The sequence below is a fragment of the Luteitalea pratensis genome (assembly GCF_001618865.1).
Taxonomy (GTDB): Bacteria; Acidobacteriota; Vicinamibacteria; order Vicinamibacterales; family Vicinamibacteraceae; genus Luteitalea; species Luteitalea pratensis.
Map to the genome: position 1 here is coordinate 623,654 of NZ_CP015136.1, position 26,347 is coordinate 650,000.

Consider the following 26,347-nt stretch of genomic DNA (forward strand, 5'->3'; position numbering starts at 1 on the left):
ACTTTTCGCCCTTTTTACCTTGCTGGCGCCGGTACGCGAGCGGCCGGCGCTCCGCTCCCCGTGAGGCCGCCAACCAGGCGATCGTACTTGCCGAGAATCACGTCCCAGCGGTAGTTCGCCTGCACGTAGTCGCGGCCGTTGCGCCCCATGGCGCCGCGCAGGCCGTCGTCGGCCATCAGCAACGACAAGGCCTCGGCGAACTCGTCGCGGTCGGCGTAATAGAGGCCGGCGTTGCTGCGGCGGCAATGCTCCACGAGCACATCCGCGCGCGCATTGCACAGCACCGGCGTGCCCATGGCCATCGCTTCGAGCGCGAGCAGCGACAGGCTTTCGAGTGGTGACGGCACCACGACCACGTCGGCCGCATCGAGGGCCTGCAGGCGTTCGGCCTCGGGAAGCATGCCGGCGAAACGGATCCACGGAGTCTCCGGGATCGGCATCAGCTTCGCGCCCATCAGTGCGAGCGTGGCGTCGCCGCCGGTTTCGCGGTAGGTGGAGAAGTACTCGAAGAGTTCCTCGCAGCCCTTGCCCGGGTCGATGCGACCGCCGTAGAGCGCCACGCGGCCGAACAGCCGGTGCCGCCGGCGGAACGCCTCACCGATGCCGCGCTTGCGGTCGGCCACCGGGCGCTCCGGCCGCGGCCCTCGTCCGCGCCTGCCGCGCGCCACGCCCTCCTTCTGCGTCTGCGGGACCGGTTGCTCGTCCTCGGGCACGAGGGGACCTTCCAGCGGCGCGTCGACACCGCGTCGCGGCTTGCCCTGGCCGTCGGTGTCGAGCAGGTCGACGCCACAGCCCACGGTCTCCTCGACGATCGTGCGGATATCGAACGTCTGCTGCAGGAAGGCCTTCTCGCTCTCGGTGTTGAAGGCGACGGCGTTGGCGGCGGCGAACAGCTCGCGGTAGATCCCGAGGTGGATGGCCGGTTCGTCGTGGGCGGTCGGGACGAGGATGCTCTTCGCGGGCGCGATCTGCATGCCCAGGACGGTGGGCGCGTAGAGATACGTGAAGAAGATCAGGACGTCGTACGGTTGATGCGACCGCTGCAGGTACTCGAGCAGCGCCGGGCACCACGGACCCTGTTCCTCGAGCCAGCGCAGCTCGTCCTCGCGGCTGTGCGGGTAGTTGAAGATCCAGTCCGAGAGCGTGTTGAAAGCCTCCAGGTCACGCGTCCGGGCGTTGGGAAAGCGCCGGACGTTGACGCCGCGGACGCGGTCGATGCCCTCGGGATACTCGTTCTTCCAGGTCGTGTATTCACGTGCGCAGGTGGTCAACACGTCGACCTGGTGGCGCACGGCCATGCGTTCGGCGATGAGCCGGCAATGGTATTCGGATCCGCCGAGGATCTCGGTGCCGTAGCGCTGGATGATGAACGCGATCTTCACGGGTGCATCCTGTGTGATCCGGACCGATCACGCAAAGGGCGCGAGCAGCGTGTCGAGGTGCGCCTGCATGCGGGCCTCGCTGAACGCGTCGAGCCGCGCGTGCTGGCCGCGGATGATGTCGGCACGCAGCCGATCGTCGTAAGTGAGCCGTCCGAGCAGTTCGGCGGCAAGTTCCAGGTCCTTCGGCGCGAAGACGACGCCGGCGCCTCCCATCGTCTCGGGGACGGCCGTCGCCCCGTAGGCGAGCACCGGCACGCTGGCCGCCATCGCCTCCAGCAGCGGCACGCAGAACCCCTCGTGCTCGCTGAGTGAGATGTAGACGCTCGCGCACCGGTAGAAGGCCGCCAGGTCGGCGTTGGGCACCGGTCCAGTGAACCAGAACCGATCGGCCGGCATCCGGTACTTCTCCATCAGGGCGCGCATGGTGGCGTAGTACGACGGCACCGCATCGTGTCGGCCGACGAAGATGAACCGGTAGTGGCTGTCGACATACCGCTTGTAGTGCTCGGCCAGCCGGATGTGATCCTCGATCTTCTTGTTCGGCGCGATCCGCCCGACGAACAGGAAGTTTATCAGCCCGTCGCCGAGGACCTTCTCGAGGGCCGGCCGGCGCGGTGCCCGCGTGATCCGATCGAGGTCGACGGCGATGGGCATCACCCCGGTGGGCGCGAAGCCGAGCGCGTCGAGTTCGTCGCGGTTGTACGACGAATCGCCGAGGGCCAGGTCCGCGTGGCCGACCAGCGTGGCCAGTTCCTGGCGCCCCAGCATGGCGAGCCGGTAGATCTGCGGCGCGTAGTCGGCAAAGAAGTGCGCCGGCGTGATGTTGTGGTACTGGAGCACCCGCCCGCCGGGCAGCGAGGCGAACGCCGCGGTCATCGGCGAGGGCAGGGCGAAGTGGAAGATGGTGACGTCGCCGCGCCGCGCTGCCGGATCGGCGAACGGCCGGATCTCGTGCCGGAGGTCATCGTCGATCGTCAGCGCAAAGATGTCGGACTCGTGGCCACGCGCGCGCAGCAGGTCGCGGACCCGCCGGGCCGAATCCCCGATGGCATCGCCCTTGTGCGCTGCCGGCACCCACTGGTGCACGCTGAGCATCACGCTCCCGTTTCCGGGTGCCGGGTGCCGGGTACGCCTTCCACGGTCTCCAGAGACTCAGGGGCTTGCCCCGCCGGAGCGTCACGTCCGGCCGGGCTCGGAGAGCCGGCCCTACCTTCAGACTCAGGGGCTTGCCGCGCCGAAGCGGCGTCGTCTGCCGCGAAGGCGGGCAGGGCGCGCAGTGCGGCCGGCCGGTACTGCCTGACCTCCTCGAGCTGTTCCTGCAGCTCGAACTGATCCCAGAAGTCGAACGACACGTGCGGGGGGCGGCACGGCGGCGCCGCCAGCGCTTCGTCGACGAACCCAAGCAAGGTGCCGTCGAAGTCCCGGGCGACAAGCCGCGCGAGCGCTGCATCCTGTGAGGCGATGATGCCGTCGAGCAGATCCTCGTCGTCGAGGATGGCCGCCATCAGCGAGGCGACGTGTGCCGGCGACTTCGTGTCGTACAGCACACCGCCGCCGTCCATCGTCGACGGCACCGCGGTGGCCGCATAGGCCAGCACCGGCACTCGCTTGTGGAACGCCTCCATCAGCGGCACGCAGAAGCCTTCGTGCTCGCTGGCGCAGAGGAACAGATCGGCCACGTCGTAGAACGCCGACAACTCCTCGTTGCTGACGTGGCCCATGAAGAACACGTCCGGCACCTTGAGCGTCGCGACCAACTGCTGCAGCATCGCGAAGTAGAGGTCGAAGCCGCCATAGGATCCGACCAGCAGCAGCCGCGACCGCGGATTGCTGCGCGTCTTGTAGGCGTGGAAGAAGCGGATGAGATCGTCGATCTTCTTGTTCGGGATCATCCGGCCCACAAACAGGATGTTGGTCCAGCCGTCGTCGAAGCTGTCGGCCATGGTGCCCGTCGCCGTCGCCTCGAGGTGCGTGAAGCTCGGTACGACCGGAAGGACGCCGGTGCGAGGGAAGCCGGCCTCGACGAGTTCTTCGGCGTTGAACGCCGAGTCGCCGAGGGCGAGCACGCAGCGATCGCGATAGGCACCGAGTTCGCGCCGGCCCATGAAGCACAACTGCACCAGCAACGGATGCACGTCGACGAAGAACTGCGGCGGCGTGATGTTGTGGTACACGAGGACCATCTTGTCGGGCAGCGCGTAGGCGACACGGCTGGCGCGCGATCCGATCGAGAAGTGATGAATCAGCACGTTGTCGGGCGAACTCGCCTCGATCAGGTCGCGATAATCGCGCGTCAGGTGCTCGACATTTGGATCGGCCGTCTGGACGAAAATCTCCGAGTCGTGACCGGCGGCCCTGAGCACGCGCTGGATGCCGATCACCTCGTGGCCGATGGCGTCGCCATAGCCGAGAGTCGCCAGGATCTGGTGGACAGCGGCCATTTTCAGCGTCCCTGCCTCGTCGCCACCGGCCGCCCGCTACGGCGCTGCCGCATCCCCCGACGAGCGCCGCGAGGAGGCCCTTCGGGCCTGGTTCGAGGCCCGGTGGCGGCAGGCCGCGGTGCCGGCCCCGCGGGCAGGGCATCGAGGATCTCGCGACCCGGCGGCACCGTGCCGCGATGGCGCGCAATCCAGCCAGGCAGCGCCTCGATCGCGCCAGGAGTCGGCGCCGCATTGCGGAGCTGCTGGAGCGTGGCGTCGTACTTGGCGTCAATTACCGGCCACGCGTAGTTGTCGCGGAAGTACGTCCGGCCGTTCTCACCGAGTGCCTGCGAGAGCGACCTGTTGCTCGTGAGGATGTGCAAGGTCTCGGCGAACTCGGGATAGTCCGCGTAGAACAGGCCGGCATTGCTGCGCAGGCATTGCCCCTGCAGGACGTCGCACCTGGCGTTGGCCAGCACCGGCTTGCCGAGCGCCCACGCCTCGATCGCCACCATCGACAGGCTCTCGAAGAACGACGGCATGATCAGCGCCTCGCAGCCTGCCAGCGCGTCGTACTTGTCCTGGTCCGAGATGAAGCCGACGTGCCGCACCAGCGGATGGTCCGGGATCGGCAGCAGGGCCTTGCCCGCGAGCACGAGGTGCAGGGGACGGCGCTGGTTGAACAGGTACTGCTGGAAGAACTGGAACAGCTCCCGGCAGCCCTTGTTCTCGTCGATGCGGCCGACGTAGAGCACGAACGGCCCGCGGATGTCGTACGTCCGGCGGAAGCGCTCTGCGACGGCGTTCTGCGGGATCTCGGAGCCGACCCCCACCACAACGCCAGGCACCGCCTCGTTGCCCGCGACGGCGTGGATCATGGCGCGCTCCTCATGCGAGTTGTACATGACGGCGCGCACGCCGCGGAAAATCGGCGGGAAGATGCCCAATCCGATCGCCGGGTCGCGTTCGGCCGTGGGCACGAGAATCGCGCGATCCGCGGCGGCGCGCACGCCGTGATAGGCGTGGTGGTACCGGTAGCTGAAGAAATACAGGTAATCGTATGACGACGCGTGTCGCTTGATATGGGCGACCAGTGCCGGGCTGGTGGGCCCTTCGGCGTCGAGCCAGGCCAGTTCGTCGGTGATCGAGTGCGGCGTCTCGAACACGGCGAACGACTTGCGGCCGAACTCGTCGGGATCGCGTTCGCGCGACACCTCGAAGCGCCTCACCAGCAGCGGCCCGAGGCGCTCCTCGCCGGCGGGGTACTCATTGCGCCACGTCACATAATCGTGCGCGCACGTCGTGAGCACCTCGACCTCGTGCTTGCGGGCGAGACGTTCGGCGATGTAGCGCGCATGCAGCTCGGCGCCGCCGTTGATGTCGGCGCCGTACCGCTGGACCACGACCCCGAGCCTCACGATTGCGCTGGGTCGGCGCCGCCATCACCGGCCGACGAGGGTCGCGTGTCGTCGCCGTCCTGTGGCGCATCGTCGCCGGGTGCGTACTCGGCGCCGCCGTCCTGGCTCGCCCCGGCCTCGCCGCCCTCACCTGCGGCACCGCGCCGTCGGCCGCGGCGCCGCCGGCGGCGACGTCCCGCCTTGTCGGCATCCTCCGGCGCGAGGTTGGCATCGGCCACCGGGTCGAGTGTCGTCAGCGACACCGGGGAGGCGCCCTGCTTGTACTGCACCACGCCCTCGAGGGCGCGGCCGCGCCGTTCGGCGAAGTCGAGGCGCGTATTCAGCGACTCGACGCGCATCTTCAGGTTGCGGTTCTCGATGCTCAGCCGCGTCAGCTCGACAACGATATTGTTGAGCACCTCGAAGTTGAGCGCCTCGCGCCCGCTGACCCGGGCGATCGACCGCGTGTAGTAGCCGTTCAGCGCCGTCTGCATGTTCAATACCCGGATCAGTGGATTCGGGTTGAAGAACAGTTTGAGGATCGGATTGAGGATCTTGCGCAGGGTGCGCAGGAAGCTGCGCGACGACGCGTAGATCGACTCGTCGTCGAAGCCGTACAGGTCGGGTGCCGGTTCGATGTCGACCAGGGTCGTCACCGCCCGCTGGCTGCGGTACTCGTCGAGCAGACCGGAGCGCACCGCAAGCGGATCGAGAAACCGCTCGAGCTTCACGCCGGCGAGCTCCTTGATCTCCTCCTCGGTGTAGTCGGCGCCGCGCTTCTCCTTCACGCGGGCGCGGATCTGCCGCATGATTTCCTCGACGTTTACGGAATCGGCGCGCACGGAAAACTCGGGCATGGCTGGTGACGCTCAGGACTTCCCGGCCGGGCCGCCGCGCAAGGCGCGGGTCATCGGGCGAGTGTCCACGGATGGTAGATCAGCGCGATGGTGGTCGCGCCCCAGAGGGCCACGCACAGCAGCAGCGGCCGGTCCGCGAGCAATAGCTCCGTCGGACTGCCGCCCTGGCTGCGGCGATGGACCAGGTAAAGGTACCGGAAGATGCCGTACAGGGGGAACGGCAGCGTCAGCCCGAGCCACTTCGTGCCGAACCGCTCGGTCGTGTCGCTGCTGACCGTGTAGAACGCATACCCCATCAAGGTGGACGCCGTGACCACGGAGATCATCTGGTCCACGAGGTAGGGCGTGTATTCCCCGAGGATGGCGCGGTGTCGCGCCGCGTCCTCGCCGAGGAGGGTGATTTCGTGGCGTCGCTTGGCCAGCGCCAGGAACAGCGCCAGCAGGATGGTGCAGACCAAGAGCCACTGGCTGACCGGCACGTGGATGGCCGCGCCGCCCGCAGACGCACGGATCACGAAACCGAGCGCAATCGAGAGCACGTCGAGGATGACCTGACGCTTCAGACCGAGCGAGTAGGCGACCTGGAGCAGGACGTAGGCCGCGGCATGGACGAGGAAGGCCGGCCCCAGCCACAGCGACGCGAGCAGGGCCCCGGTCAGCAGCACACCCGCCGTGGTGAGCGCGAGCGTCACCGACAGGTGCCCGGCGGCAATCGGCCGGAACCGCTTCAGCGGATGTTGGCGATCCGCCTCGCGGTCCACCACGTCGTTGAGGATGTAGACGACGCCAGACAGTGCGCAGAAGGCGAGAAACGCCACCGCGGCGCGCACCACGGAATCGACGTCCAGCAGCCGCTGGCCGAAGATCAGCGCGGCAAAGACGATGAGGTTCTTGGTCCACTGGGCGGGACGAAGGGCCAGAAACAGCGACGCCGCGACGGAGGGTCGCGGCGTGCCGGGTGCGTGCGAGGTGGTCAACGCGATGCGTCGCTGGGCGTGCAAGTCGCCCGCGAACAACCAGATCCGGCCTAGGCCGCGTAACTCTGGATGGCTTCGGCTTCGCTGTCGAAGGTCTCGAACACGGTCAGCAGCTTGGTAATCGAGAGGAGATCTTCGATGCGCTTGGTGAGGTTCAGGAGCTTGAGCTTGCCGCCCTGACGACTCACGGTCGTGTACGAGCGCACCATCTCGCCGAGGCCCGCGCTGTCGATGTAGGGCACGCCATCGAGGTTGAGTAACAAACTCTTCTGGCCGGCATTGACCAGGCTCGCGATCTTCTCGCGCAGCAGTTCGTCCCCTTCGCCGAGCGTCATCTTGCCCGAGAGGTCCAGAATCGTCACTCCGCCGACGACCCGCTCTTCAATCTGCATCGCGTCTCTCCCGCTCCGTGTAAATCCCTTGCAAATTCAGGGAAATCTTGCCGCAAGAGCGCTGACAGTAGCACCAAGCCGAGCACAGGGTCAAGAAGCCCCGCCGAGCGCGTCGCGGCATGAAAAACGGCGGCGAACCGGAATCACTTCCAGCCGCCGCCGACTGCCATTCGGACGAGGCGAAGGGCGGGTCCCGGTTGCTACTCCGTCTCGCGGCGTTGCTTCTTACGGCTCCGCTTGCGGGCGAGGGCCTGCTTGGCGCGACGCTTGTCGCCCGGCTTCAGGTAGAACGAGTGTTTCTTGATGTCCTTGATGATATCTTCCTGCTGCACCTTGCGCTTGAAGCGTCGCAGGGCGCTTTCGATCGATTCACCTTCCTGCACCTTGACTTCGGCCACGTCGACTCACCTCCTCCCGCATGGCGATGGGGTCGGCCGTTCCCGGCCGACGAAACCGAAAGCGTAACACATGAAGGTCCTGGTCCTCGGCAGCGGGGGGCGTGAACACGCGCTCGCCTGGAAGCTCCGGCAGGAGGCCGGGGTGAGCGAAGTGCTATGCGCCCCTGGCAACCCCGGCACCGCTGCCTGCGCCCGAAACGTGGCGATGGACATCCTCTCGCCGGCCGACGTCACCGCGTTCGTGCAGGCCGAAGCGGTGGATTTCGTCGTGATTGGTCCGGAACAGCCGCTGGCCGCGGGAGTGTCCGACGCGCTCCGGGATGCCGGCGTCGCGGTCTTCGGGCCGTCGCAGGCCGCCGCCAGGCTCGAGACCAGCAAGGCGTACTCGAAGGCTTTCATGGAACGGCACGGCGTACCCACCGCCCGGGCCCGGATCTGCACCACGGCGGAGGACGCCGACGCCGCCGTCGCCGCATTCGGCGCCCCGGTGGTGATCAAGGCCGACGGTCTTGCCGCGGGCAAGGGCGTCACCGTGGCCACGACGGCAGCCGAAGCCCTCGCAGCGGTCGACGCGGCGATGCGACAGGGGGCGTTCGGCTCGGCGGGCAGCATCGTGGTGGTCGAGGAGTGCTTGACCGGCCCGGAAGTCTCCTTCTTCGTGCTGTGCGACGGCGCACGCGGCCTCTTCATCGGATCGGCACAGGACCACAAGCGGGCGTTCGACAACGACGAAGGGCCGAACACGGGCGGCATGGGCGCCCTCGCACCCAGCCCCCTCGTCGACGACGCGCTCATCGATCGGGTGATGCGGACCGTCGTCGACCCGGTGCTGACCGGCATGCGGGTCGAGGGGACGCCCTTCGCGGGCATCCTCTACTGCGGCCTGATGCTCACGGCCGAAGGCCCGAAGGTGATCGAGTTCAACGTGAGGTTCGGCGACCCGGAAGCGCAGGTCGTGCTGCCGCTGCTCGGCGTCGACCTGGCGCCGCTGCTGGTGGCCGCCGCATCTGGACGACTCCCGAGCGACCCGCTGCCGCGGCCGAGCGGCACGCGTGTCGGTGTGGTCCTCGCCTCGGGCGGCTATCCCGGCCCGATGACAACCGGACACGCCATCACCGGCATCGACGCCGCGGAGCATCTGGAAGGCGTGCTCGTCTTGCACGCGGGGACCCGCCTTCGCCAAGGCTCCCGCCTCCGCCAAGGCTCCCGCCTCCGCCAAGGCTACGGCGGGCAAGTCGGCGGGCAAGTCCGCGGTGAGAGCGCCAAGTCCGGCGAGCCAGCGCAAGACGCAGTGGTCACATCTGGCGGGCGGGTGTTGACCGTCGTCGGCGCTGGCGGCACGCTGCGCGACGCGCGCGATCGCGCTTACGCCGCCGTCGCCTGTATCTCGTTCGAGGCCATGCACTTCCGGACGGATATCGCGGCCAGATACGTTTGACGCTTGCGAATCGGGACGTAGCGGTCGAGCTTGCTCGACCGTCGCCGGTGACCGTCGACCTGAAGGTCGACGGCTACAACTGCGACGCGGGTTCCTCCACGGCCAATTGCCCACACGCCGCCCTGATGTCCCGGCCGCGGCTCTTACGCACCGAGACGGTGATGTGGGCGTTCGCGAGCACCTGCGCGAAGGCGTCGACGCGCTCGTCCGACGGACGGGAATAGGGGATGCCGGCGGCTTCGTTCAGCGGCAGCAGGTTGACCTTGGCCTTCAGGCCGTTCAGGAGCCGCACCAGCCGTCGCGCGTCCTCGATGGTGTCGTTCACCCCGGCCACCATCACGTACTCGAAGGTGATCCGGCTGCGCTTCTTCAGCGGGAACTTGCGGCACGCGTCCATCAACTGCGCCAGCGAGTACTTGCGGTTGATGGGGACGAGCAGATCGCGTTGCGCCTCGGTCGTGGCGTGCAGCGAGATCGCCAGGTTGGGCATGTACGCCTCTTGCGCCAGCCGTTCCAGCCCCGGGAGCACGCCCACGGTGGAGAGCGTGACCCGCCGCGGCGACACGTGCAGCCCCTCCTCGCTGCCCACCAACTGCAGCGCCTTCATCGTCGCGTCGTAGTTGTGCAACGGCTCGCCCATGCCCATGACGACGATGTTGAAGGGGGTGTCGAGGAAGCCGAGTTCCGCGGCGAGGACACGGACCTGGCCCGCGATCTCGCCCGCCGTCAGGTGCCGGGCGAGGCCCATGGTTCCCGTCAGGCAGAACCCGCATTTCATGGCGCAGCCGACCTGCGTGGAGATGCAAAAGGTCTGCGACGGCGTGTCGGGGATGAAGACGGCTTCGATCTGGCGGCCGTCGCGCAGGCGCAGCAGGAGCTTGGTCGTGCCGTCGGAGGAGACGTCCTTGCGGACCACCTCGGGCGTGCTGATGACGGCCTGCCCGGCCAGCCTGGCGCGAAGGTCTTTCGGCAGGTTGGTCATGGCCGCGAAGTCGGTGATCCCCTTTCGGTGAATCCACCTGAAGAGCTGCCGCCCCTGGAAGGCCTTGCCGCCCAGCTCGACCACCAGCGCAGACAGCTCGTCCGGAGTCAGCCCGGCCAGGTCGGTCAACCCGGTGGGCGAGGGGGACGGCACTGGGGCGTCGAGGTCGGACATCTGTAGCCTACAGCCTACAGCCTACAGGCTATGGAGCAGGGAGGGATGCCTCTCCGAGGCGTCCATGTCCGCGACGGCAGCGCGATGAGGGATGGTGCTCGCAAACGGCGGTGGACCGCTCGGAGAGCGGTCCCTACCAATTTATCCTGCTATGATCAGGGTTTCTCGGCTGTGCCGCGCACCCTGACGGGGCACGGGCACTCCTGACGATGATTGTTCACGACACACTCCCGAACGGCGTCCGGCTCGTCACCGAGACGATGCCCCATGTCCGCTCGGTGAGTCTTGGCGTGTGGCTCGCGCGCGGCTCCCGCCACGAAGACCCCGAGCAAGGTGGCATCGCGCACTTCATCGAGCACATGCTCTTCAAGGGCAGCGAGCGGCGCAGCGCGCAGGAAATCGCGCAGCAGTTCGACTCGATGGGCGGCAACCTCGACGCCTTCACGTCCAAGGAATACGCCGGCTACTACATCAAGGTGATGGACGAGCACCTGCCGCGGGCCTTCGACATCCTGTCGGACCTGGTGCTGCACCCGGCGTTTCCGATCGACGAGATTGAACGCGAGAAGAAGGTGATCCTCGAGGAGATCAAGATGGTCGAGGACACCCCCGACGATCTGGTCCACGAGCTGTTCACCGAGCAGTACTGGCGCGACCATCCGCTCGGCCGGCCGATCCTCGGCACGCCCGAGACGGTCGGGGCATTCACCCAGGACGTGCTGTTTACGTACTTCCGGCGTGCCTACGTCGGCCGCAACCTGATCGTGTCGGCTGCAGGCAACTTCGAGCACGCGCGTCTTCGCGCGATGGTCGAAGAGGCGTTCGGCGCGGTGCCCGACGCCGGGGCGGACTGGCAGGAAGAGGCGCCGTCGCCCCGTCCTCCCCAGATCGAGCGCATCAAGGATCTCGAGCAGAGCCACATCGTCATCGGCACTCCGGCCTTTCCGCAGGCGCACGTCGACCGCTATCCGGCCTACCTGCTGAACGTCATCCTTGGCGGGTCGATGAGTTCGCGCCTGTTCCAGACCATTCGCGAGCAACGCGGCCTGGCATACGCGGTGTTCAGCGGCGTGTCGTCCTACCGCGACACGGGGATGCTCTCGGTCTATGCCGGCTGCGCCGCCGAGAGCGTGCCCGAAGTCGTGGAACTGGTGGCGCAGGAACTGCGGACCATGCGCGCCGCCGTCGTCGGCGAGGACGAACTGCGCCGAGCCAAGGATCACCTGAAGGGCAGCCTCATGCTGAGCCTCGAGAGCACCTCGAGCCGCATGACGCACCTCGCGCGGCAGGAGATGTACTTCGGCCGCCACGTCACGCTCGACGAAATCATCGCCGGCATCGAGAACGCCACCGCGGCGGACGTGCAGCGCGTGGCCGGCGAGTTGTTCACGCAGGACGCCGTCGGGGTGACGGTGCTCGGGCCGGCCGGGCCGGCCGCGCTCGACTTCACGCGGCTCGCGGTGGCCTAGGCACCGATCGGCGGCGGCACGGGAGCCGCCAGACCACACGATGATCCGACGCTACGCACAGCCGGCCATGTCCGCCATCTGGGCCGAGCAACGCCGCTTCGAGACCTGGCTGGCCGTCGAACTCGCGGCCACCGACACCATGGCGGAGGCCGGCATCGTGCCTGCCGATGCCGCTCGCGAGCTTCGCGAGAAGGCCAGCTTCGACATCGCCCGCATCGACGAGATCGAGCAGACGACGCAGCACGACGTCATCGCGTTCACGACCGCCGTCGCCGAGCACGTGGGTCCGGCGGCGCGCTGGCTGCATTTCGGCCTGACGTCCTCCGACGTCGTCGACACGGCGCTGGCCCTCCAGATGCGCGAGGCGTGCGACCTCATTCTCGAGGACCTCGACGCGCTGGCCGCGGCCATCAAGCTGCGCGCGTTGGAGCACAAGCGGACGCCGATGATGGGCCGCACACACGGCGTCCATGCCGAGCCGATGACGCTGGGACTCAAGCTCGCGCTCTGGTTCGCCGAGGTGCAGCGCGATATCGTCCGCGTCCGGCGGGCGCGCGAGGCGGTCAGCGTCGGCAAGATTTCCGGCGCCGTCGGGACCTTTGCCCACCTGCCACCGGAGATCGAAGCCGGCGTATGCCAACGGCTCGGGCTCGTGCCCGCGCCAATTGCCACACAGGTGATCCAACGCGATCGCCACGCCGAGCTGATGACCACGCTCGCGATCACGGCGGCCTCGCTGGAGAAGTTCGCGCTCGAGATTCGCGGCCTCCAGAAGACGGAGCTCGGCGAAGTGGAGGAACCGTTCGGCAAGGGCCAGAAGGGTTCCTCGGCAATGCCGCACAAGCGCAACCCCGTCGGCTGTGAACAGGTGTGCGGCCTCGCGCGCGTGGTCCGCGGCAACGCCGTCGCCGCCCTCGAGAACGTCGCGCTGTGGCACGAGCGCGACATCTCGCACTCGTCGGTCGAGCGCGTCATCCTGCCCGACAGCTTCCTCGCCCTCGACCACATTATCCGGCGCTTCACCCGCATCGTCGCCGGCATGGTGGCGTACCCGGAGCGGATGCTCGAGAACATCGCGCGATCGCGGGGCGTGGTCTTTTCCGGCCAGATCCTGCTCGAACTAGCCAGGCGTGGACTGTCGCGTGAGCAGGCGTATCTGTGGGTGCAGCGCAACGCGATGCAGTCGTTCCACCAACAGCGGGACTTCCGTGAGCTGCTGCTGGCCGATGCCGACATCATGGGCGTGCTGACCCGCGACGAGATCGACCGCACCTTCAGCCTCGACGAGCAACTGCGCCACGTGGACACGCTTTTCACTCGTGTCTTCGGCGCCGAACCGGCCCAGACTCCTGAGTTCCTGAGTTCCTGACACTCCCGACTCCCGATTCCCGACTCCCGATCCCGCTATGGCCCTCTTCACCGTCCGAGTCTTCGTCACCCTCAAGCCCTCCGTGTTCGATCCACAAGGCCGTACGATCGTCGAGTCGCTGCACGGCATGGGCTACCCGGCCGTCGCCGATGTCAGGCAGGGCAAGTACTTCGAGGTGCAGGTCGACGCCGCCGATACGGCTGGCGCCGAGACGCTCGTACGTGAGGTCTCGGGCAAGCTGCTCGCGAACCCGGTCATCGAAAGCTTTCGGATCGAAGCGCCGGCGCCGGTCGCCTGAAAGGGAGCACGCCCATGAAGTTCGCGGTCGTCGTCTTTCCCGGATCCAACTGCGATCACGACGCCTATCACGCCGTGAAGCACGTGCTCGGCCAGCCGGCCGAGTTCCTGTGGCACAAGGACACGTCGCTGCAGGGGGCCGATGTCGTCATCCTCCCCGGCGGCTTCTCGTACGGCGACTACCTGCGTACGGGCGCCATCGCGCGCTTCTCGCCGGTGATGCAGGCCGTGACGGCGTTTGCCGCGCAGGGCGGCCCCGTGCTCGGCATCTGCAACGGCTTCCAGATCCTGTGCGAGGCGGGCCTGCTCGAGGGCGCGCTGATCCGGAACCGGCAGGTGCAGTTCCGCTGTGAGCACGTCAACGTGCGTGTCGAGCAGGTGGACACGCCCTTCACGCAGGCCGGCACCGCTGGACAGGTGCTCAGCCTGCCGATTGCACACGGCGAGGGGCAGTACTTCGCCGATTCCGACGTGCTCGATCGGATCGAGACGCAGCGGCAGGTCATCTTCCGCTACGCGACGGCGGCCGGTGAGGTCACGCCAGAGGCCAACTGCAATGGCTCGATGAACAACATCGCCGGCGTCTGCAACGCGACCCGCAACGTGGTGGGCCTCATGCCGCACCCGGAGCGCGCCTGCGAGCAGGTGCTCGGCAGCGACGATGGCCTCGTGCTGTTCGAGTCGGTGCTGCGCCGCCTGACGGTTGGCGCCGTTTAGGTGGCCCGGAGACGCAACCATGGCCGAGTCGAAGATGACGGTGGTCCATGCGGTGCTGGCGTCGTCCGCGCTGTTGCTCGTGTTTGCGGCCCTTGTCTGGACGGGCACGATCGACCTCGGCATCGATCCGATGCCGCTGACGGCGGTTCTCGTGCTCGCCGCGGTCATGGACGTCGTGGTCGCCGCCATTTTCCTTCGCCGGTTGTCCCGTTGACGACCCGGCGTCCGAGTCTCGACATCTGACCATGCCCATCACGCCCGACGTCCTCGCCCGCCACGGCCTCAAGGAAGACGAATACGCCCGCATCGTTGGCATCCTCGGCCGCGAGCCGAACATGACCGAGCTCGGCATGTTCTCGGTGATGTGGTCCGAGCACTGCAGCTACAAGAGTTCGCGCATCCACCTGAAGACGCTGCCGACGCAGGGACCGCGCGTGCTGCAGGGCCCTGGCGAGAACGCCGGCGCGGTGGACATCGGCGACGGCCTGGCCGCCGTCTTCAAGATCGAGAGTCACAACCACCCGTCGTTCATCGAGCCCTACCAGGGCGCGGCGACGGGCGTCGGCGGGATCATCCGCGACATCTTCACGATGGGCGCGCGGCCGATCGCGCTGCTCGACTCCCTGCGCTTCGGCGATCTCGCGCAGCCGGGCACGCGCCGCGTCGTCACCGGCGTGGTCGCGGGCATCGCCGGGTACGGCAACAGCATCGGTATCCCGACTGTCGGCGGCGAGGCGTTCTTCGATCCGTGCTACGCGGGCAACCCCCTGGTCAACGTGTTCTGCCTGGGCATCGCTCCGGCAGACGGCATCGTCAAGGGCAAGGCCGAAGGCGTCGGCAACTCCGTGTACTACGTCGGCGCGAGTACTGGCCGGGACGGCATCCACGGCGCGACGATGGCGTCGGCGGAGTTCGATGACGCGTCGGCAGAGAAGCGGCCGGCGGTGCAGGTCGGCGATCCGTTCATGGAGAAACTGCTGCTCGAGGCCTGTCTCGAGGTGTTGAAGACCGGGGCACTCGTCGGGTTGCAGGACATGGGCGCGGCCGGCCTCTCGTGCGCGACTTCCGAGATGAGCGCTCGCGGCCACATGGGCATGGACGTCGAGGTGACGACGGTCCCGCAGCGCGAGACCGGCATGTCGCCGTACGAGATCATGTTGTCGGAGTCGCAGGAGCGCATGCTCTTTGTCGTCCACGAAGGGCGCGAGGCCGACGTCGAGCGAATCTTCGAGAAGTGGGACCTTCACGCCGTGTGCATCGGCCGGGTCACCGATGACGGACTCGTGCGGGTGCGCGAGAACGGCACGGTGGTCGCCGAGGTGCCGGCACGGGCGCTGGCCGACGAGGCGCCGCTGTACGACCGGCCGTCGCAACGACCCGACTGGCTCGACGACATCCAGCAGCTGCAGCCGTCGCACTTCAAGACGTTCCCGTCGACGGCCGATGTGCTGACGACGCTGCTCGCGTCGCCGACGATCGCCAGCAAGCAGTGGATCTACCGGCAGTACGACCACATGGTGCGCACCAACACGTTGTGCCTTGCGGGCCGAGGGACTCCGGTCGTGCGCGTGAAGGGGACCAACCGGGCCCTGGCGATGTCACTCGACGGCAACGGGCGCTACGGCCAGACCGATCCGAAGCGGGGCGCGATGCTCGCGGTTGCGGAAGCGGCACGCAATGTCGCGCTGGCGGGAGGCGTCCCCATCGGCGCCACCAACAACCTGAACTTCGGCAACCCCGAGAAGCCGGAGATCATGTGGCAGTTCGTGGAGGCCGTGGCCGGCATCGGCGAGGCCTGCCGGGCCTTCGACGTGCCGATCACCGGCGGCAACGTCAGCCTCTACAACGAGACCGATGGCAAGGCCATCTATCCCACGCCGGTGCTGGGCATTGTCGGCCTGATCGAGGATGCGTCGACGGTGGTCGGCCAGACCTTCCCCTCGGACGGTCTGAAGATCGTGCTGCTTGGCGAGACGCGCGCCGAACTCGGCGCGACCGAGTACCTGCAGCGGATTCATGGCCAGGTCCGCGGCTTGCCGCCGGCGCTCGACCTCGCGCACGAATGTGCGCTGCATGCGCTGCTGCCGCAGCTTGTCGGCGAGAGACTGGTCGCGTCGGCGCATGATTGCTCGGAGGGCGGGATCGCGGTTGCGCTCGCGGAGTGCACGTTCGGAGACACGCCTGTCGGCGCCATCGTCGAGGTGGCGGGCGTGACCGGGCCGGCGGGCGTGCCCGTCGCGCATGCGACGCTGTTCAGCGAATCGGCGGGCAGAGTGATCCTGGGCGTCGAGCCGCGGTACCTGGCGGCGGTGCTGGACAGGGCGGCCGCGGCGGGGGTCGAGGCGACGGTCATCGGCACGACCGGCGGCGGTGTGTTGACGGTCAACGTGGATGGCGACGCGCCATTGACCATGGCCGTGGGCGAACTGCACTCGGTGTGGGCGCATGCTCTCGAGGACGCGTTGGCGTCGCCAGCGCGCGCATGAAGGTTTGTTGGAAGGCGGAGGTCAGGTGGACGAGCTCAAGGAAGAATGCGGCGTCTTTGGCATCTTCGGTCATTCCGAAGCAGCCAACCTGACGTACCTGGGGCTCTATGCCCTGCAGCACCGTGGCCAGGAAAGTGCCGGCATCGCCGCCGCCGACGGCCATCATGTGACCGTGGCGCGCGGCATGGGTTACGTCGCCGACATCTTCGACGATCGCACCCTGTCGGGCCTGACCGGTTCCAGCGCGATCGGCCATACCCGGTACTCGACAGCCGGTGAAAGTCGTCTCGAGAACGCGCAGCCCTTCCTCATCGACTGCGTGCACGGCCAGATGTCGATCTGCCACAATGGCAACCTGGTGAACGCGGGCGAGATCCGGCGCGACCTGGTCTCGAAGGGCTCGATCTTCCAGACGAGCAGCGACACGGAGGTCGTCCTTCACCTCTATGCCCGCACCCAAGCGCCGTCGCAGGAACAGGCGGCCATCGAGTCACTTGCACAGGTCCAGGGCGCCTACTCGATTCTCATGATGTCGCCCGATCGCCTGATCGCGGCGCGAGACCCGCACGGGTTCCGCCCGCTCGCGCTCGGCCGCCTCGGCGAGGCGTGGATCGCCTGTTCCGAGACGTGCGCGCTCGACCTGATTGGCGCCACATACGTTCGCGACGTCGAACCGGGCGAGGTGGTCGTGATCACCGAGGCAGGCCTCGTCTCGCACAAGCCGTTCCCTCCGGCCGCGCGCTTGCATTGCGTGTTCGAGCACGTGTACTTCGCGCGCCCAGACAGCTACGTCTTCGGGCGCAGCGTGAACGAGGCGCGCACGGCCATGGGCCGACAACTGGCCCAGGAGTCGATGGTCGAAGCCGACGTGATCGTGCCGATTCCCGACTCCGGCGTCTGCGCGGCGATCGGGTTCTCCGAGATGTCGGGCATCCCGATGCGAATGGGCCTGATCCGCAACCATTACGTCGGCCGCACCTTCATCCAGCCGCAGCAGTCGATCCGCCATTTCGGCGTGCGGGTGAAGCTCAATCCGGTCCGAAGCATTCTCGAGGGCCGCCGGGTCGTGCTCATCGACGACTCGATCGTGCGCGGCACGACGAGCCGGAAGATCGTCCGCATGGTGAAGGCCGCCGGCGCGCGTGAAGTGCACATGCGCATCAGCTGCCCGCCGACGATTTCTCCATGCTTCTACGGCGTCGACACGCCACGGCGCTCCGAACTCATCGCCGCCACGCACACCCTCGAGGAGATCCGGACCTACCTCGATGCCGACTCGCTTGCGTACCTGAGCCTCGATGGCATGCTCGGCGCCGTGACACCGGAGCGCACGCATTACTGCACGTCGTGTTACACGGGCACCTATCCCATCGAGTTCCCGAAGGATCAGGATGCGTACCTGCAGCTCGCGCTGAAGCTCGACAAGCCGGGTCTGGTGCTCGAGGAGCAGGTCTGACGTGATCCGCGTCCGTTCGTCAGTCGTCGCGCTGGCCACGCTGTTCGCCCTGGGCACTGGCACGACGCCGCTCTGCGCCCAGACGCCACCCGTGGCCGGCACCCAGCCGGTCCGACCGCCCACGCCGAAGGGGCCAACTCCTGCCGCGCCGATAGCGCCTGCGACGACCAAACCGGGGACGCCGCCGGCGGCGCCGACGTCGGACCGCGCGGTACTGCAGGCGGCGATCGACAAGCTGGGCAAACTCGATTATCAGACGCGTGCCGAGGCGTCGGCGACGCTCCGCCGCGCCCCTGCCGCCGCCGTCGTGCCGATGCTCGTCGAGGCCGCCCGCCGCCACGCCGACGGCTACGTCCGCTTCCGCGCTCTCGTCCTGCTCTCGGGCTTCAACGACCCGAAGACGAGGCCGGTGTTCCTCGACGCGCTCGCCGACGAGAACGACCGCCTGCGCGAGGTCGCGTACGCGTACGTCGAGGACCATCCCGATCCAGCTCTCGCGCCAAAGCTTCTGCAGGCGCTCGATCGCGAGCAGGCCGAGTTCGTGCGTCCCTCGCTGATCCACGCCATCGCCGCGCACGGCGCGGATCCGAAGGTCCAGGCGGTCCTGAGGCGTGAGGTCATGCGTGGCGTCGATTTCTTCCGATCGGCGGTGATCGAGGCCCTTGGCGCTCACAAGGCGGCGTACGCGCTCGACGACCTCGCGAAGATCGCCCAGCTGGAAGGCCCGCTGCAGGACGACGCGGTGAGGGCGATCGGCCTGATTGGCGACAAGCGCGGGCTGCCGACGCTCGTGGCGGTGCAGCGCGCCGGGAGTCGCGAACTGCAGCCGACGGTCGCCGCCGCCATCTGCGGCCTCGGCAGCAACTGCGACGGGCACGCCCGCTTCGTCAAGGAGTCGCTCGAGTTCGCGGCGAACAACCTCGGTTACCAGGAACTGGCCCGTTCGTCGGCCACCGCGCTGGCCGATCTCTCGGCCATCGGTCGCGCCGAGGCCCTGCCGGCGCTGTTTGCGCTGGGCATGCCCGCCAACGACCCTGTACGCGCACCCATCGCACTGGCCACCGGCCGGGCCGTGATGCGCAACCCGGGACAACTGCTCGCCATCGTGCCCGACCTGCCGCGGCAGGGTGCCACGCTCCTGCTTCGTGACGCCTTCGATATGCTCGAAGAGGACTACGCGGAGGAGCGCTTCTTCGCAACGGTGCGACGGCAGTACTGGGAGGCCTCGCCCGAGGCGCCCGTACGCGCCGCGGCGCAGGTCCTCATCACCGCTCTGGAATTCTGAGTTTCGGCAACCGCGTCGGTCTGCGCGACGTGCGCGGCCGCGGCGGAGGAAAGACGCATGGACTACAAGTCGGCAGGGGTGGACATCGACGCGGGGCATGAAGTGGTGAACCGCATCCGCGGGTTGGCGCAGGGGACCTTCACCCCTGGCGTGCTCTCCGATATCGGGTCGTTCGGCGGGCTGTTCCACATGCAGGCGGCCGGGGCGTCCGACCCCGTGCTCGTGGCCAGCGCCGATGGAGTCGGGACCAAGCTGAAGGTGGCGTTCATGCTGAACCGCCACACCACCATCGGCGAGGACCTCGTCAACCATTGCGTCAACGACATCCTGGTGCAGGGCGCGCGGCCGCTGTTCTTCCTCGACTACCTCGCGACCGGGCGCCTCTCGCCCGATATCGCGGTCGACATCGTCGACGGCCTGGCCCGCGCGTGCAAGGCCAACGGCTGCGCATTGCTGGGCGGCGAGACGGCGGAGATGCCGGGCTTCTACGCCAACCGGGAGTACGACCTCGCCGGGTTCATCGTCGGCGTGGTGGAGCGGCCGCTGGTGCTCACGGGCGACCGCATCCGTGTCGGCGACGCCCTCATCGGGCTGCCCTCGACCGGGCTGCATACCAATGGGTACTCGCTGGCCCGGCGCATCGCCTTCGACACGCTGATGCTCGGCATCCACGATCACATCCCGGAGCTCGGTGTCGGCATCGGCGAAGCGTTGCTGCGGCCGCACCGCTCGTACCTGAATCCGGTGCTGCCGCTCGTTCGCGACGGCCTGATCAACGGCATGGCGCACATCACCGGCGGCGGGCTCACCGACAACGTTCCGCGCGTGCTTCCGGAAGGCACGTCAGCGCGTATCGACCGTTCGTCCTGGGAAGTGCCGGCGCTGTTCACATGGCTCGTGCGCAGGGGGGACGTCCCCGACGCCGACGCGTGGCGCACGTTCAACATGGGGATCGGGATGGTGCTGGCCGTGCCCGCCCAGCAGGTCAATCACGTGCTGGAGCGCTTGTCCGAGGCCGGTGAGTCCGAAGGCGCCGTCATCGGGGAGATCGTCAGTGGCGATCGCAGCGTGCAGTACGTGGGTCATTGACGCCTGACGTCATGCCTCATGCCTGATGCCTGATGCCTGATGCCTGATGCCTGATGCCTGAGACCTGAGACCTGATGCCCGGTGCGAGCAGGCGGGGCCGGGCGATCAGGTTCCGGTCAGGAAGACGCGGGGGAGCCGGAGCACGAGGCGATTGGTGAGGTGATCCGGTTGCTCGTGCACGAACTCGGCGCCGAGTCTCATCACCTGGGTCTGCACGGTGGGTGGCACGACGACGGGCTGCAGTCCGTAGCCCTGCAACTCGATCGCGATCACGATCTCCGGCCTGGCGCCGCGGCCGTCTTCGCTCGTGCCGTCCTGCACGGTCGCGGTGAGCGACAGCTTCATCTGTCCGCCGAGCGGCAGCGCCTCGCGCCCCTGCGTGACGATGGCGGTCATGCACTGTTCGAGTTCGGACGAATCCAGCGATGCGTACAACGGCTCATCGCCGGTGGACATGGTCCACGTCACGTCATCGCCGATGACGTGCACAAGCACCGGGCTGATCTGGTCGAGCAGCGCACGCAGTTCGCGGAGCGACGGTCGTCGTGCGCGGCGCCGCGCGAACCCCGCGAGCTGTGCCAGCACCGCATGCGTCCGCGACAACGCGTGCATCGCCTGCTCGACGTCGACATCGTCGGAAATCTTCGAGCGGGCGGTGGACAGGGCCCGGCTGCCGGTATCGAGGAGCGTTGCGCATTCCGCTGTCGCTGCCGACAGCACGTGGGTCAACGCGTCCATGCGCCTGAGGAAGCGGGCACGTCGTGCCTGCAGGCGCTGCTCGCTGACGTCGATCAGGAACCACGTCACGGTCACCGGCGCGCCACCCTGCGGCAGGGCAAGGCCGACGATCCAGTGCAGCGGGCCATCCGTTCCGTGCTGCAGGCACAGCTCGAAGCGTGAGGGTCGCTGCGGGTACGCCCCTGCCGCCTGTAGCAGCGGGCGTGGCATCTCACCGACGGCTTCGAGCGCATCGGGCGAGAAGTGCCCGAGCAACTGGGCGGCGATATCGTTGGACGCGAGGATGTCGCCCTCGAGTGTCGTCGACACGTGACCGATGGATGCCACCTCGTAGAGCAGCCAGCGGGTCTCGGCGTCGAGGGCATCGGTCACGCCGCCGCGCGCGAGCGAGTCGAGTTCCTCGCGCGCCTCCGCCAGGGCCGCGTTGGTGATGTGGATCTCGGCTCCCGGAGATGGACGCGTCGTGTCGGGCGCCGAGCGGGTCAGCACGTCGACGTCGATGTCGGTTGTGGCATCGGTGCCGTTGTGCTCGACGGCAACCTGCGCGCCACCGGCATTCACGGACTGGTCAGCGGACTCGTCGAGCCCGGAGGGCGGAGCCACCACCACGATCGGGACTCCCGGGCTTCGTGCCTGCAGCCGACGCACCGCGTCGCCCGCGTCGCCTTCCGGAAGGTTGACGATCACGAGGTCGGGCGGGAACGTCTCGAGCCGCGTCAGTGCGAGGTTCACGGAGGGACACACGTCCAAGGCCGACGGGTTAAGACCCGACAGCAGCACGCGGTCGATCTCGGCCGCGCCCAACGGGCGCGTCGACAGCAGCAGTACCTTCATTTGAACCGCACGACCTGCGTGACTGTCCCTGTCATGCAGCTGGGCCTCCGGAGCGACGAACAAGGCCCGTCGCGCATCGTCTGTCTGCGTTCCCCGGCAGACATGGCCGCCGCCCCGGGTTTGCTCACCGCAGAGCGTGGGCTCATCGAAGGCGAGGCTTGTATGGTAGCGCGGGAATCGGCCGCTGCCGTTCTATCCTTGAGCGCCCATGACCAACGGACCGGCCATCCCTCCCATCGATAGCGCCGTGCCGGTGCTTGGCGTCCTCATCTCCGGCCGCGGCAGCAACCTCCACGCGATCATCCGCGCCATCGGCGACGGCCGGCTCGCCGCACGGGTCGGCGTGGTCATCTCGAACCGGCCGGACGCAGGCGGCCTCGAGCATGCACGTACCGCCGGCATTCCAACCGCCGTCATCGAGCACAAGCGGTTCGAGTCGCGCGCCGCTTTCGAGCAAGCCCTGGTGGCACGGCTCGTCGAGGCGGGCGCCTCGGTCATCTGCCTCGCCGGATTCATGCGCATCCTGAGCCCGTTCTTCCTGGAGCGTGCGCCGGGGCCGGTCCTGAACGTACATCCATCCCTGCTGCCCGCCTTCCCCGGCGTCGACGCCCAGCACCAGGCATGGACGCACGGCGTCAAGGTGGCGGGGGCCACGGTCCATCTCGTGACGCCGGAACTCGATGCCGGCCCGATCGTCGCGCAAGCCACGGTTGCGGTCCTCGACGACGACACGCCCGCCTCGTTGGCGGCGCGCATCCTGGTCGAGGAGCACCGCATCTATACCGAGGCCATAACGCGCGTTCTCGACGCGACGTGGCATGTCGAGGGGCGCCGCTTCGTCTGTCGCTCGCGGTAGGACCGGTGCCTCTCCGACTCGCCGGACTCCAACGAATCTCGTAGGCGCCGGACTCCAACGATATTCGCCGCCTACGGCCTACAGCCTGCCGGCTACCTGGGCCGCGTATCGTGACCGGTGGTGGCGCTGGCGCCATAGACCACTTGTCCGGCGCGTTGCGCGGGACGACTTGTCCGCCGTAGCCTCGGCGAAGGCGGAAGTCCCGCGGCTACGCGGAGGTGGAGCCCGGCCTCGGTAGCCTCAGGCAGCCGGCGCGCGGCGCAAGGTGACCACGGCCACCTCCGGCGGGCAATCGATGCGGCAGGGCAGAAGGACGGTGCCGACACCGCGGCTCACGAACAGCGAGGTCTCGCCCTTGCGGCCGATCCCCGCCGCGACGGGGAACTTTCGCGCCGCGACCGCGCCGATCACCGGCATCGAGACCTGTCCACCATGCGTGTGTCCCGAGAGGACGAGGGGCAGGCGCAGGGCCGCGGCTTCGTGCAGCCGTCGCGGGTCGTGCGCCAGCAGGATCGAGAACGGGGCGTGCCCGCGGGCGACGCGCCGGATGTCGTCGATCCTGCGGGTCCAGTAGTCGATGCCGATCAGGTCGACGACCTCTCCGCGCACCGTCAGGCGCGTCCTCGCGTCGTCGAGGACCGCGACGCCGGCCCGGCGCAGGACGTGCGGCATTTCGACGCCGTCGTCGTGGTTGCCGAGAATCCCGAACACGCCCTGCGGCGCGCTCAGGCGCGCAAATGGTGCCGCAGCATCGGGAATGTACCGCCGGTTGCGAAGGGTCACGTAGTCCCCGCCGAGGACCACCATGTCCGGTGCCTCTGCCTGCAACAGGGTCACCGCTTCATCGATGAACGACAGCGACGTGAACGTGCTGTGGTGAGTGTCGGTGATCAGGCCGATCCGAAGTCCGTCGAGCGCCTGCGGCAGTGCCCCGCATGGCACCTCGGCGCGCGTGACCCCGAGATGAAGCCGCCCGTACAGGCTCCCGTAGGCGAACTCGCCGACGACGAGACCAGCCGTGACGCCGGTCGCGACGCGGAGCACGGTACGGCGGCTCACGCCACGCGAGGATCGGCCAACCATCGCCCTATCCTACGCCGCAGACGGCGTGGGGTCAGGCCGCGTGCGAGACGACTCGAGATCCTGCGAGGCGAGGCCGACGAGCCCCTCACCGGACAGGCCGACACACGAACGCGTGTGCCGAGAGCGCCGCGCATGATCGGGTTACCAGCTGTTGTTCTGGAGGCCTTCGAGCAAGGCCGACCTATCCGGTCCGCCGCGCACGATCACGGTGTAGTCGACGATCGCGCGGAGTCCGTTCTGGGTAGGGGTGGGTGGCCCGGCATCGGGCGACTCGGGTTCCTGCATTGCGGCTTCGTGCAGTTGGTCGCAGAGGAGGAGGTCGCCGGCCAGCGACAACGCCGTTTCGTAGCGGATCCCGTCCGATTCGACGTGTGCCACCGTGGCCCGGACGACCGCCGCCGTCAGGGTGACGGTGGCATCGGCGGCGACAAAGCGGATGCAGACCCTCTGTCCCGGCCGCATGTGCAGGTTGGTCTCGAGCCGCACGCCACGCCTGGAGACGTCGAGCAGCTTCACGGCGGCTCCGCCGCTCATCCGTGCCGTCAGGGACGGCAGCGACGTGGCAGGTATCCGGCGATGCTGACGGCGATTCTCGGCGTCCTTCTGGGACACGGCGTCTCCTGTGACAAGCGGGCGTTGGCCCGGCACGATGGTCGTGTTCCTCAGCGGCCTTCGAGGCTGGCGGGCCGCTCGGTCCGGTTGCCGGAGAGCCACCAGCCGCGACTCGAATCCACGTGTCCCGCCGCATTCTCGACTGCCGCGAACACGAACGGCTCGGGGCACGCGACGTCTTCGGGCACGCTCGACTCGTTCGTGCCTTGCTGCTCGACAAGGGCGACCTGCAACTGATCGCAGGAGAACTCGTCGCTCAGCCGGAGGCCCGTCTCGTAACGCACCTCTTCGGCGCCGACGCGCACGATCGAGGCTCGAACCACGGAAGCGTTGATCGTGACGATCTGGTCATCGATGGAGAAGCGCAAGCTCACCATCTGCCCGGGCCGCATGTGTCGCGTCGTCTCGAGGCGTACGCCATGCTGCGACAGGTCGAGCAGCGTCACCTTGGAGCCGCCGCTCAATTGGGCCGACAGCGTCGGGAGCAGGCGTGCGGGAAGGCGCGGATGGCTGCGGCGGTCGTCGCTCTCGTCGCTGGTGTCGTCACGTCTGATCATCGGTTCCTCGGAGAGACGGCGGACAGGGGGCGCGCCATCGCCTGTCATGGGGAAATCGGCTCGCGACGCACGCCCTTGAACCAGCGATCGAGGCGCCGGGGTGGAGGCAAGGGGCGGCTATAGTACGTGCCGATGGAGCTCGAGGAGCATCTTGCCTATCTGACGCGCGGCTGCGTGGACGTCGTGCGTGCCGCCGACCTGCGGTCGCGGCTCGCGGAAGCGCAGGCGAGCGGGCGTCCGCTGGTCGTCAAGGTCGGTTTCGATCCCACTGCGCCTGACCTGCACCTGGGCCACACCGTGCTGATTCGCAAGATGAAGCACTTCCAGGAGATGGGCCATACCGTGGTGTTCCTGATCGGCGACTTCACCGGACTCATCGGCGATCCGACCGGGCGATCGAAGACGCGACCGCCGTTGACGGCCGAGGCTGTGCAGGCCAATGCCGATACCTACCGGCAGCAGGTCTTCCGCATCCTCGACCCGGAGAGGACGATCGTCGATTTCAACAGCCGCTGGCTGGGCACGCTGACAAGCGTCGACTGGGTGAAGCTGGCGGCGCAATACAACGTCGCGCAGATGCTGGAACGCCGGGAATTCCGCCAGCGGTACGACAGCGGGCAGCCGATCGCGTTGCACGAGTTCCTGTACCCGTTGAGCCAGGGCTACGACTCGGTGTTTTTGAAGGCCGACGTCGAACTCGGCGGCACCGATCAGCTGTTCAATCTCAATGTCGGCCGCGACATCATGCCCGCGTATGGCCTGCCGGCGCAGATCATCCTCACGACGCCGCTGCTGATCGGTCTCGACGGCGTGGAGAAGATGTCCAAGAGCCTCGGCAACTACGTCGGGATCAACGAGCCGCCCGAGGAAATGCTGCGCAAGATCGTGGAGCAATTCCGCGGCACCGACGAGGTGATGTGGATGTACTTCACGCTGCTCACCGACTTGACGCCGGCGGCGATTGCCGAGCGGCAGCGTCGATTTGCGTCCGGGGAGACGACCTCGTCCGACCTGCGGTACGAGCTGGGCCGCCGGATCGTGGCCGACTACCACGGCGCGGCGGCGGCCGACGCTGCCGAGCA

25 protein-coding genes (1 of these 25 only partly in view) are annotated in these 26,347 nt (G+C 67.9%); 12 read left to right on the top strand and 13 right to left on the bottom strand.

Annotated features, from left to right (window positions below):
• Positions 1 to 14: 14 nt before the first annotated feature.
• The 8 genes from LuPra_RS02625 to rpsU form a co-directional block, all read right to left on the bottom strand.
• A complete protein-coding gene (locus LuPra_RS02625; protein ID WP_110169320.1) occupies positions 15 to 1,382 on the bottom strand; it encodes a glycosyltransferase in 1,368 nt (455 codons plus the stop codon).
• A 27-nt stretch (positions 1,383 to 1,409) separates the two neighbouring features.
• Positions 1,410 to 2,477, bottom strand: coding sequence for a glycosyltransferase family 4 protein (locus LuPra_RS02630; RefSeq protein ID WP_110169321.1), 1,068 nt, complete (start codon positions 2,475 to 2,477; stop codon positions 1,410 to 1,412).
• On the bottom strand, positions 2,477 to 3,823 hold the full coding sequence (locus tag LuPra_RS02635) for a glycosyltransferase family 4 protein (RefSeq protein ID WP_110169322.1): 1,347 nt from the start codon (positions 3,821 to 3,823) through the stop codon (positions 2,477 to 2,479). Before LuPra_RS02635 ends, LuPra_RS02630 begins: the two co-directional genes overlap by 1 nt.
• A 2-nt stretch (positions 3,824 to 3,825) precedes the next feature.
• The gene (locus tag LuPra_RS02640; protein ID WP_110169323.1) at positions 3,826 to 5,220 is read right to left on the bottom strand and encodes a glycosyltransferase family 4 protein; all 1,395 of its coding nucleotides are present in this window, start codon (positions 5,218 to 5,220) and stop codon (positions 3,826 to 3,828) included.
• Positions 5,217 to 6,056, bottom strand: a complete 840-nt coding sequence (locus LuPra_RS02645) for a hypothetical protein (protein ID WP_110169324.1) — start codon at positions 6,054 to 6,056, stop codon at positions 5,217 to 5,219. The genes LuPra_RS02640 and LuPra_RS02645 overlap by 4 nt, the downstream gene beginning before the upstream one ends.
• Before the next feature lie 50 nt (positions 6,057 to 6,106).
• Positions 6,107 to 7,057 (bottom strand): decaprenyl-phosphate phosphoribosyltransferase, encoded by a 951-nt coding sequence (locus LuPra_RS02650; RefSeq protein ID WP_234800688.1) that lies wholly within the window; start codon positions 7,055 to 7,057, stop codon positions 6,107 to 6,109.
• Positions 7,058 to 7,083: 26 nt separating this feature from the next.
• Positions 7,084 to 7,425, bottom strand: coding sequence for an STAS domain-containing protein (locus LuPra_RS02655; protein WP_110169325.1), 342 nt, complete (start codon positions 7,423 to 7,425; stop codon positions 7,084 to 7,086).
• A gap of 200 nt (positions 7,426 to 7,625) precedes the next feature.
• Positions 7,626 to 7,823 carry a 30S ribosomal protein S21 gene (rpsU, locus tag LuPra_RS02660; protein WP_110169326.1) on the bottom strand — a complete coding sequence of 66 codons (198 nt, stop codon included), beginning with the start codon at positions 7,821 to 7,823 and terminating at the stop codon, positions 7,626 to 7,628.
• Positions 7,824 to 7,893: 70 nt separating this feature from the next.
• On the opposite strand from rpsU, the gene purD reads away from it, so the two are divergent.
• Entirely contained in the window at positions 7,894 to 9,261 is a 1,368-nt protein-coding gene (gene purD / locus LuPra_RS02665) for a phosphoribosylamine--glycine ligase (RefSeq protein ID WP_110169327.1), read from the top strand.
• Between the two features lie 73 nt (positions 9,262 to 9,334).
• On the opposite strand, the gene rlmN is transcribed toward purD, so the two are convergent.
• On the bottom strand, positions 9,335 to 10,417 hold the full coding sequence (rlmN, locus tag LuPra_RS02670) for a dual-specificity RNA methyltransferase RlmN (RefSeq protein ID WP_110169328.1): 1,083 nt from the start codon (positions 10,415 to 10,417) through the stop codon (positions 9,335 to 9,337).
• 209 nt (positions 10,418 to 10,626) lie between these two features.
• Here rlmN and LuPra_RS02675 point away from each other — a divergent pair, with 209 nt between their 5' ends.
• Genes LuPra_RS02675 through purM form a run of 9 tightly spaced genes read left to right on the top strand, consistent with a single transcriptional unit; the run spans position 10,627 to position 20,585 of the window.
• The gene (locus tag LuPra_RS02675; RefSeq protein WP_110169329.1) at positions 10,627 to 11,886 is read left to right on the top strand and encodes a M16 family metallopeptidase; all 1,260 of its coding nucleotides are present in this window, start codon (positions 10,627 to 10,629) and stop codon (positions 11,884 to 11,886) included.
• Positions 11,887 to 11,926: 40 nt separating this feature from the next.
• Positions 11,927 to 13,255: an adenylosuccinate lyase gene (gene purB / locus LuPra_RS02680; RefSeq protein ID WP_110169330.1), complete on the top strand. Its 1,329-nt coding sequence runs from the start codon at positions 11,927 to 11,929 to the stop codon at positions 13,253 to 13,255.
• Positions 13,256 to 13,292: 37 nt separating this feature from the next.
• On the top strand, positions 13,293 to 13,553 hold the full coding sequence (gene purS, locus LuPra_RS02685) for a phosphoribosylformylglycinamidine synthase subunit PurS (RefSeq protein ID WP_110169331.1): 261 nt from the start codon (positions 13,293 to 13,295) through the stop codon (positions 13,551 to 13,553).
• Between the two features lie 14 nt (positions 13,554 to 13,567).
• Positions 13,568 to 14,269 carry a phosphoribosylformylglycinamidine synthase subunit PurQ gene (gene purQ, locus LuPra_RS02690; RefSeq protein WP_110169332.1) on the top strand — a complete coding sequence of 234 codons (702 nt, stop codon included), beginning with the start codon at positions 13,568 to 13,570 and terminating at the stop codon, positions 14,267 to 14,269.
• 19 nt (positions 14,270 to 14,288) lie between these two features.
• On the top strand, positions 14,289 to 14,483 hold the full coding sequence (locus LuPra_RS02695; RefSeq protein ID WP_110169333.1) for a hypothetical protein: 195 nt from the start codon (positions 14,289 to 14,291) through the stop codon (positions 14,481 to 14,483).
• Positions 14,484 to 14,514: 31 nt separating this feature from the next.
• Positions 14,515 to 16,755 (top strand): phosphoribosylformylglycinamidine synthase subunit PurL, encoded by a 2,241-nt coding sequence (gene purL, locus LuPra_RS02700; protein ID WP_110169334.1) that lies wholly within the window; start codon positions 14,515 to 14,517, stop codon positions 16,753 to 16,755.
• A gap of 25 nt (positions 16,756 to 16,780) precedes the next feature.
• Complete coding sequence (purF, locus tag LuPra_RS02705) at positions 16,781 to 18,211, top strand: amidophosphoribosyltransferase (protein ID WP_234800689.1); 1,431 nt, start codon at positions 16,781 to 16,783, stop codon at positions 18,209 to 18,211.
• Position 18,212: 1 nt separating this feature from the next.
• The gene (locus LuPra_RS02710) at positions 18,213 to 19,496 is read left to right on the top strand and encodes a HEAT repeat domain-containing protein (protein ID WP_110169336.1); all 1,284 of its coding nucleotides are present in this window, start codon (positions 18,213 to 18,215) and stop codon (positions 19,494 to 19,496) included.
• A gap of 57 nt (positions 19,497 to 19,553) precedes the next feature.
• A complete protein-coding gene (gene purM, locus LuPra_RS02715; RefSeq protein ID WP_110169337.1) occupies positions 19,554 to 20,585 on the top strand; it encodes a phosphoribosylformylglycinamidine cyclo-ligase in 1,032 nt (343 codons plus the stop codon).
• Between the two features lie 105 nt (positions 20,586 to 20,690).
• On the opposite strand, the gene LuPra_RS02720 is transcribed toward purM, so the two are convergent.
• On the bottom strand, positions 20,691 to 22,157 hold the full coding sequence (locus LuPra_RS02720; RefSeq protein WP_110169338.1) for a response regulator: 1,467 nt from the start codon (positions 22,155 to 22,157) through the stop codon (positions 20,691 to 20,693).
• A 208-nt stretch (positions 22,158 to 22,365) separates the two neighbouring features.
• Here LuPra_RS02720 and purN point away from each other — a divergent pair, with 208 nt between their 5' ends.
• Positions 22,366 to 23,013: a phosphoribosylglycinamide formyltransferase gene (purN, locus tag LuPra_RS02725; RefSeq protein ID WP_234800690.1), complete on the top strand. Its 648-nt coding sequence runs from the start codon at positions 22,366 to 22,368 to the stop codon at positions 23,011 to 23,013.
• Positions 23,014 to 23,253: 240 nt separating this feature from the next.
• On the opposite strand, the gene LuPra_RS02730 is transcribed toward purN, so the two are convergent.
• The 3 genes from LuPra_RS02730 to LuPra_RS02740 all read right to left on the bottom strand — a co-directional run bounded on the left by LuPra_RS02730 (position 23,254) and on the right by LuPra_RS02740 (position 25,265).
• Positions 23,254 to 24,096, bottom strand: a complete 843-nt coding sequence (locus LuPra_RS02730) for a metallophosphoesterase (protein WP_110169339.1) — start codon at positions 24,094 to 24,096, stop codon at positions 23,254 to 23,256.
• A 141-nt stretch (positions 24,097 to 24,237) separates the two neighbouring features.
• The gene (locus tag LuPra_RS02735) at positions 24,238 to 24,708 is read right to left on the bottom strand and encodes a PilZ domain-containing protein (RefSeq protein ID WP_157898657.1); all 471 of its coding nucleotides are present in this window, start codon (positions 24,706 to 24,708) and stop codon (positions 24,238 to 24,240) included.
• Between the two features lie 50 nt (positions 24,709 to 24,758).
• The gene (locus LuPra_RS02740; protein WP_157898658.1) at positions 24,759 to 25,265 is read right to left on the bottom strand and encodes a PilZ domain-containing protein; all 507 of its coding nucleotides are present in this window, start codon (positions 25,263 to 25,265) and stop codon (positions 24,759 to 24,761) included.
• 132 nt (positions 25,266 to 25,397) lie between these two features.
• Between LuPra_RS02740 and tyrS the strand changes: the two genes are divergently transcribed.
• Positions 25,398 to 26,347: the 5' portion of a tyrosine--tRNA ligase gene (tyrS, locus tag LuPra_RS02745; protein WP_110169342.1), read on the top strand. The gene runs 262 nt beyond the window's last position; the window shows 950 of its 1,212 coding nt (coding positions 1-950); it begins with the start codon at positions 25,398 to 25,400; its stop codon lies beyond the right edge, outside the window.

What these genes read in the sequence shown, in the direction of transcription:
- purN (WP_234800690.1), top strand. Translation starts at nt 22,366, where the DNA reads ATGACCAACGGACCGGCCATCCCTCCCATCGATAGCGCCGTGCCGGTG.
- purL (WP_110169334.1), top strand. Translation starts at nt 14,515, where the DNA reads ATGCCCATCACGCCCGACGTCCTCGCCCGCCACGGCCTCAAGGAAGAC.
- LuPra_RS02655 (WP_110169325.1), bottom strand. Translation starts at nt 7,425, where the DNA reads ATGCAGATTGAAGAGCGGGTCGTCGGCGGAGTGACGATTCTGGACCTC.
- LuPra_RS02730 (WP_110169339.1), bottom strand. Translation starts at nt 24,096, where the DNA reads ATGGTTGGCCGATCCTCGCGTGGCGTGAGCCGCCGTACCGTGCTCCGC.
- LuPra_RS02645 (WP_110169324.1), bottom strand. Translation starts at nt 6,056, where the DNA reads ATGCCCGAGTTTTCCGTGCGCGCCGATTCCGTAAACGTCGAGGAAATC.
- purD (WP_110169327.1), top strand. Translation starts at nt 7,894, where the DNA reads ATGAAGGTCCTGGTCCTCGGCAGCGGGGGGCGTGAACACGCGCTCGCC.
- purM (WP_110169337.1), top strand. Translation starts at nt 19,554, where the DNA reads ATGGACTACAAGTCGGCAGGGGTGGACATCGACGCGGGGCATGAAGTG.
- LuPra_RS02695 (WP_110169333.1), top strand. Translation starts at nt 14,289, where the DNA reads ATGGCCGAGTCGAAGATGACGGTGGTCCATGCGGTGCTGGCGTCGTCC.
- purB (WP_110169330.1), top strand. Translation starts at nt 11,927, where the DNA reads ATGATCCGACGCTACGCACAGCCGGCCATGTCCGCCATCTGGGCCGAG.
- LuPra_RS02630 (WP_110169321.1), bottom strand. Translation starts at nt 2,477, where the DNA reads ATGCTCAGCGTGCACCAGTGGGTGCCGGCAGCGCACAAGGGCGATGCC.
- rlmN (WP_110169328.1), bottom strand. Translation starts at nt 10,417, where the DNA reads ATGTCCGACCTCGACGCCCCAGTGCCGTCCCCCTCGCCCACCGGGTTG.
- LuPra_RS02740 (WP_157898658.1), bottom strand. Translation starts at nt 25,265, where the DNA reads ATGATCAGACGTGACGACACCAGCGACGAGAGCGACGACCGCCGCAGC.
- LuPra_RS02720 (WP_110169338.1), bottom strand. Translation starts at nt 22,157, where the DNA reads ATGAAGGTACTGCTGCTGTCGACGCGCCCGTTGGGCGCGGCCGAGATC.
- purQ (WP_110169332.1), top strand. Translation starts at nt 13,568, where the DNA reads ATGAAGTTCGCGGTCGTCGTCTTTCCCGGATCCAACTGCGATCACGAC.
- LuPra_RS02675 (WP_110169329.1), top strand. Translation starts at nt 10,627, where the DNA reads ATGATTGTTCACGACACACTCCCGAACGGCGTCCGGCTCGTCACCGAG.
- LuPra_RS02635 (WP_110169322.1), bottom strand. Translation starts at nt 3,823, where the DNA reads ATGGCCGCTGTCCACCAGATCCTGGCGACTCTCGGCTATGGCGACGCC.
- purS (WP_110169331.1), top strand. Translation starts at nt 13,293, where the DNA reads ATGGCCCTCTTCACCGTCCGAGTCTTCGTCACCCTCAAGCCCTCCGTG.